4 protein-coding genes and 2 pseudogenes are annotated in these 4,966 nt (G+C 64.9%); 5 read left to right on the plus strand and 1 reads right to left on the minus strand.

All coding sequences use genetic code 11. The features are described from left to right. Window positions 1–266 (minus strand): annotated as a pseudogene (locus BM419_RS31320) (IS110 family transposase); the annotation flags it as partial. A gap of 473 nt (window positions 267–739) precedes the next feature. On the opposite strand from BM419_RS31320, the gene BM419_RS32210 reads away from it, so the two are divergent. From BM419_RS32210 to BM419_RS31340, 5 genes and pseudogenes are all read left to right on the plus strand, one after another. Next, complete coding sequence (locus BM419_RS32210) at window positions 740–1,060, plus strand: hypothetical protein (RefSeq protein WP_139257194.1); 321 nt, start codon at window positions 740–742, stop codon at window positions 1,058–1,060. Window positions 1,061–1,093: 33 nt separating this feature from the next. Beyond that, window positions 1,094–1,345 (plus strand): hypothetical protein, encoded by a 252-nt coding sequence (locus tag BM419_RS31325; RefSeq protein WP_091928749.1) that lies wholly within the window; start codon window positions 1,094–1,096, stop codon window positions 1,343–1,345. 152 nt (window positions 1,346–1,497) lie between these two features. Next, window positions 1,498–1,932 (plus strand): annotated as a pseudogene (locus BM419_RS33155) (chemotaxis protein CheB); the annotation flags it as partial. Window positions 1,933–1,977: 45 nt separating this feature from the next. Next, complete coding sequence (locus tag BM419_RS31330) at window positions 1,978–3,945, plus strand: CheR family methyltransferase (protein ID WP_244540944.1); 1,968 nt, start codon at window positions 1,978–1,980, stop codon at window positions 3,943–3,945. Between the two features lie 323 nt (window positions 3,946–4,268). Beyond that, window positions 4,269–4,670, plus strand: a complete 402-nt coding sequence (locus BM419_RS31340) for a DUF6894 family protein (RefSeq protein ID WP_091928751.1) — start codon at window positions 4,269–4,271, stop codon at window positions 4,668–4,670. Window positions 4,671–4,966: the final 296 nt, after the last annotated feature.

Raw genomic sequence — 4,966 nt, forward strand, 5'->3', positions numbered from 1 at the left:
TTCTTCTGCCGCTTCACGAACGGCTTCACGTAGGCTGGTGGGATGAGCCGCGTTTCGTGGCCTGCCAAAGCTATCTCACGGGCCCAGTAATGAGCGCTGGCGCATGCTTCCATAGCGACCACGCAACGCGGAAGTGTCGAGAAGAACGTCAGCACCTGATCACGCCGCAGCTTCTTGCGGAAAACGACGGCGCCGCTCGTATCCGCGCCATGAACCTGGAAGACTGATTTAGCGAGATCGATCCCGACTGTGCTAACCTCACCCATGGACGCCTCCTGCAGTGGTGTTGCAACACCTCCACTCTGGCACATCGATGCCGCCAGGGGGCGTCCACCCCTACGCTTTGGGGGGCTGTGAAGCAGACCGAGTATGGCTGGGTTGGGTCGCCAGCGGTCCGTCCGCGATGGGTGGTTTCCTGTCCGTCCGCTTCTGGATGCCGGTTGCATCAAGCGGACATAGCTGTTGGGACCGCTCACGACCCTTCTCGGACCCTCGGAAGGTCCGCTTTGCGATCGGTTGGCGGATGATGACCTGGAAATTTGACGCGTGTCCTCGCATCCCCTCGCTTCGTGCGAAAAGCTCGAAAAACCAACCTGTGATGGATGCTGACATTTGATCCTTACAATCGCCATCGAAATCGATATTCGGATTGCTACATCTGGAAATTGAGCGCACGGTGCCAGAGGCTACGCAGCAGTGATCTTGGTGCGGGCATGCTGTGCAACTCGGAGTGCTCCTGATGGACCGCCCCCGTGCAGATCAGTGCCTCGAAGTTGCCCGTGAGCTGCGCGCGGCGGCCGAGGAGGCACGTCGGACGCTTCAGGCCTCACGCGATTTGGTGCGGCGCTCCCGCGAGCAAGCCGTCACCGGGCCGTTGGCACCCGGCGACGACCCTGGTCCATCGAAACATTTGGTGACGTCTCTCATCGAGGCCTACGAGGCCGCGGACGACGATCCTGACCCTCAGACCCGCCTGCTCCTCGGCCGCGTGCTCCATCATGTCGGCCGTCGCGTCGCCGGCGTGATGGGGCCGCGGGCAGCCGGTATCACTTTGCAATGATCGCCGTGGCCAAGGATCGGCGGAGAAACCACGATGAACGGTGACGATCCGCAGGACCACGGGCGCGGTTCGCTGGTCCGCATCGCCCGTACGCTGGGCGTCCCGGTTGCGACCTTCCTGACGGCCGATCCTGCTGATACTCCGGATATCGAAACCGTCGTTGAGGGCCCTGATCATCTCGCCGAAGTCATGGCTCTGCTGCGTCTGTTCGTGCGGCTGGAGAGTCCCGAGGCCCGGGCGCGCTGCCTCGCCTACGTCGTGCAGGAGGCCACGCGGGACGACTGATCCGCGCAGCCGTCCTCGACATCGGGCGAGAACGCATGATGCTGAAACCCGACGAACGGTGCGGCATAGATCCGAAGGTTCAGAACGCGGTGATGGACCAGGACCACTTTCCGATCATCGGCGTCGGTGCATCCGCGGGCGGCATCGAGGCGATGCGGGGCTTTTTCCGCGGGGTGCCAGAGACGCTCAGGGCCGCCTTCGCTGTCGTCACGCATCTCGGCCGGGAGCACAAGAGCCTGCTCCCGGACGTGCTGGCCCGGTTCACGCCGCTCAAGGTCGAAGCCGCCGCCGACGGCGTGCCGGTGAAGCCGGGCACCGTCTACGTCATGCCATCCGGTTTCGTCATGGGCATCGCGGGCGGGCGGCTGACGTTGACTCCGCTTGGGGAGGGTCGCGAAACCAAGCCGATCGACATCTTCCTGACCGCCCTGGCCCTCGACCAGGGCGAGCGAGCGGTCGGTGTGATCCTGTCCGGCGGCGACGGCGACGGCGCCATCGGCGTCAAGGCGATCAAGGAGCACGGTGGCCTGACCCTGGCCCAGACCGCGGATGGCTACGGCCCCGAGACCGCCGACATGCCGCTCAGCTCGCTGCGGACCGGCTTCGTCGATTTCGGCGAGACGGCCGAACGGATGGGCGACCGGATCGCCGCGCACGTCGCCGCCGCGCCGAACGCACCGGATGCGCAGGCCGATGGGGTCGCGCGGGAGTTCGATGCCGAGCTCCTCACCGAGATCTTCGCCATCCTGCGCCGGCAGGTCGGCCACGACTTCTCGGGCTACAAGCCAAGCACCTTCGGGCGCCGCCTGCAGCGGCGCATGAGCGTCGTCGGCGCGTCCGGACTGGACGGCTATCTCAAGCTGCTGCGGGCTGACCCGGCCGAGGTTGGGGTGCTGTTCCGGGACTTGCTGATCGGTGTGACGAACTTTTTCCGCGATACCGCTGCCTTCGAGGCCCTGACCACCCAGGTCATCCCAAAGCTGTTCGACGCACGCGCGGCGATCGATGTCATACGGATCTGGGTACCGGCCTGCTCGACCGGCGAGGAGGTCTACTCTCTGGCCATCCTGCTGCGCGAGCACATGCTCACCCTGGCGGATCCGCCGCGCGTGCAGATTTTCGCCACAGACATCGACGAGCGCGCGCTCACGGTCGCCCGGATTGGCCGCTACCCGAGGGCTTACCTGTCCGCCGTCTCGCCTGAGCGGATCGCGCAGCACTTCGTCGTCGAGGGCGACAGCGCGGTGGTCGAGAAGGCCGTGCGCGACCTTTGCACCTTCGCCCCTCACAACGTGCTGCGCGACCCGCCGTTCTCGCGCCTCGATCTCGTCTCCTGCCGCAACCTGATGATCTACCTCGGCGTCGAGGCCCAGCAGCACCTGATGCCGGTTCTGCACTACGCCCTGCGCCCGCGCGGCTATCTGTTCATCGGCATGGCCGAGAACGTGACGCGGTTCGAAGACCTGTTCGAGACGATCGACAAGCAGCACCGCATCTTCCAGGCTCGCGACGCGATCCCGCCGGCCCGGTTGCGGCCGATGTCCGGGGCGGACACGCCAATCTTTGCAAATGCCGGCCACCCGCAGCGGCGCAACGTGACGACGCACGCGGCCCTGCGGCACGCGGTCGAGACGCAGATGCTGTCCGAATTCACGCCGCCCCATGCGGTCGTGACGCGGACGGGCGAGGCCGTGCACTACTCATCGCGGATCGGCGATCACCTGGAGGTCGTGCCCGGCCAGCCGACCCGGGAGCTGGCTGCGATGGCGCGTAAAGGCCTGCGGCTGGATCTCCGGACTGCCTTACGCGAGGCGATCGAGGGCAACACCCTGGTCGTGCGCGAAGGCATCGGCGTCGAGCTGCCGGACGGCCGTTTCCAGTCGATCTCCCTTGTGGTCAAGCCGCTGAACATGCCCGGCGCGGTCGAGCCGCTGTTCCTGGTCGTGTTCAACGAGGCGGCCGCGCCGGTCGAGAAGGAGCGGCAGCAGGCCCTGGAGGCGAACGAGCGGGACACGGCGCTCCAGGGACTGGAGCGCGAATTGAGCGTGACGCGCGAACGGCTCCAGGCCGTGATCGAGGAGTATGAGACCTCCCTTGAGGAGCTAAAATCTTCGAACGAGGAACTTTACTCCGTCAACGAAGAGATGCAGGCCGCCAACGAGGAGCTCGAGGCTTCGAAGGAGGAGACACAGTCTCTGAACGAGGAGCTTCAGACAATGAATTCCGAGCTCGCGTCCAAGATCGAGGCCGTCGACCAGTTGAGCGACGATCAGACCACGCTGTTCGAGGGCATGAACATCGCGAGCGTGCTGCTGACGCCGGATCTCCATATCCGCATGTTCACGAACGCAGCGGCGCAGATCTTCGGCTTGCAGCCGAGCGACGTCGGCCGGTCCCTGCGCAACTTCTCGGCGCCGATCCCCCTGGCCTGGCTGCAGAACGAGATCCCGGCGGTGCTGGCGGCGAACCGGCCCTCCGAGCGGACGATCGAGGGGGCGGACGGCGCCCGTTACCGGGTCCGGTTGATGGCGTCGTCCCGCAAGGGCGGCCGGAAGCCCGGGATCGTCGCCAATTTCACGAACCTGCTGGAGCAGGAATGACCTGCGGATCTGCCCGCCGCGCCCGGGATCTTGGCTGCCAGCACACGCTGGCGCGGTCGGGGACGCTGGACAGCGTGGGAGCGGCGGGCGAGCGGCATAGCTTTGCAGAGCCCGCGCGCCTCTGGTTTCAGGAAGCGGATCGTATCGCCGTCCTGGGCCGGAGGTGGAACGCCAGCTTTCTGGCAGCAGAACAAAGTCTGAATATCTCTTCTCCAACAGTGCGGCTGGCTGGCCAAAATTTCCGCGATACGGCCCCAGCTTTGACGATCCAAATCCACCAGAGCACGCTGGTATGAAGAGGGCATCTTCATCACGGACGGTAGATGCCTAAGTTCTACTTCCACCTCCGTGGTCCAAACGGTCTGGACTACGACGACGAAGGCTTGGAGCTCGCCAGCGTTGAGGCGGCCTATCTTGAGGCCTTCAAGGCCGTGCCGGGAATGGGCTCCGATCTGGCCTCCACCGCGAAGAACCCGATCCGGTATGGCTTCGAGATCACCGATGCGCGTGGTACCACTTTGATGGTGGTGCCTTTCGCTGAGGTACTCGATCGCGGGCAAAAGCGCACAAAACAACCGGCCAAGCTACAGTTCCACAAAGGTCGAGCGGAGATGAGGCGCACGGCGGGACTGATTGTGGAGCTTCGCGATGCGCACGCGAAGTTGAATGTGACTCTGGCAGAGACTCAGCGCCTCCTCGACATCGCGAAGCGAACTGGTCGCTAGTGGTAAGGGCAAGAAGAGGCCTCATCGGTTGGAAGCGGAATGGCCGCTCTCGGGAGATGGGCTAAGGTCTGCAGACCACCCCAGGCCGAAGTTACCGGAGGGCTGGCGAACGACCGCTTTGGAGAAGCGTCGACGGCGGTCCGGGCGGCTGAGTTGGGTCGGTAGGAGACCGTCCGGTTTTCCGGCCGGCCTTCTCCGAAGCGTAGGGGTGGACGCCCCCTGACGGCATCGATGTGCCAGAGTGGAGGTGTTGCAACACCACTGCAGGAGGCGTCCATGGGTGAGGTTAGCACAGT

It is taken from the genome of Methylobacterium sp. yr668 (genome assembly GCF_900116245.1).
Lineage (GTDB): Bacteria > Pseudomonadota > Alphaproteobacteria > Rhizobiales > Beijerinckiaceae > Methylobacterium.

Coding starts and splice junctions, on each gene's coding strand:
- BM419_RS32210 (WP_139257194.1), top strand. CDS start 740: ATGGACCGCCCCCGTGCAGATCAGTGCCTCGAAGTTGCCCGTGAGCTG.
- BM419_RS31340 (WP_091928751.1), top strand. CDS start 4,269: ATGCCTAAGTTCTACTTCCACCTCCGTGGTCCAAACGGTCTGGACTAC.
- BM419_RS31330 (WP_244540944.1), top strand. CDS start 1,978: ATGGGCGACCGGATCGCCGCGCACGTCGCCGCCGCGCCGAACGCACCG.
- BM419_RS31325 (WP_091928749.1), top strand. CDS start 1,094: ATGAACGGTGACGATCCGCAGGACCACGGGCGCGGTTCGCTGGTCCGC.